General features: G+C 62.9%; 1 protein-coding gene. It reads right to left on the bottom strand.

Annotated features, from left to right (window positions below; all coding sequences use genetic code 11):
• A partial coding sequence (locus tag ACFPN2_RS22815; protein WP_380600912.1) for a phosphopantetheine-binding protein occupies positions 1 to 696 on the bottom strand: 696 nt, incomplete at both ends.

Genomic DNA, 696 nt, shown 5'->3' with positions numbered 1-696 from the left:
AGCCGCTCGCGCGAGGCCACCGACAGCACCGTCGGCACGACATACGGATCGCCGCCCTCCTCGTTCATCAGGTGATGAAACAGGATGCCTTCCTGCAGCGAGGCCAGCGGATAAATATCCGCCACATTGGCCGCCCCACCCGGAACCTGTTGCACGATCCGCTCGAGGTGCTCGGCCTGCAACTCGATCAGCGGCAACATCTGCGGCGTGATCTGCTCGCATCCCCGCGCGATCAGGTTCGGGGGCACGACCGTGCGTTCGTGCTCGCTGCGTGTCAGCAGACTCGCGAGCTCGGCCAATGTCGGACTCTCGAACACACTGCGCACCTCGGCAAACAATCCCACTCGGCGGAGTCGCTCCATCATCTGCATGATCAGCAGCGAGTGACCACCGAGCTCGAAGAAGTTGTCTTGTCGTCCGACCCGCTCTACCTGCAGCAACGATTGCCAGATGCCGACGAGGATCTCCTCCACCTCCCCTTGCGGCGCTTCGTACTGCCGAGTGGTGTAGGCGCCCACGTCCGGTGCTGGCAAGGCGCGACGATCCAGCTTGCCGTTCGGGGTCAGCGGCCATCGCTCCAGTGCCACAAATGCGCTCGGCACCATGTACTCGGGCAAGGAGCTTTTGAGATGAGTGCGCAGCGTCTCGAGATCCACCGCCTCATCCACCGTGTAGTACGCAACCAGTCGCTTCTCA

Source organism: Steroidobacter flavus, assembly GCF_042651805.1.
Classification (GTDB): Bacteria; Pseudomonadota; Gammaproteobacteria; order Steroidobacterales; family Steroidobacteraceae; genus Steroidobacter; species Steroidobacter flavus.
The sequence above is the reverse complement of the archived record's forward strand: the minus strand, read 5'-3'. Positions and strand labels throughout refer to the sequence as shown.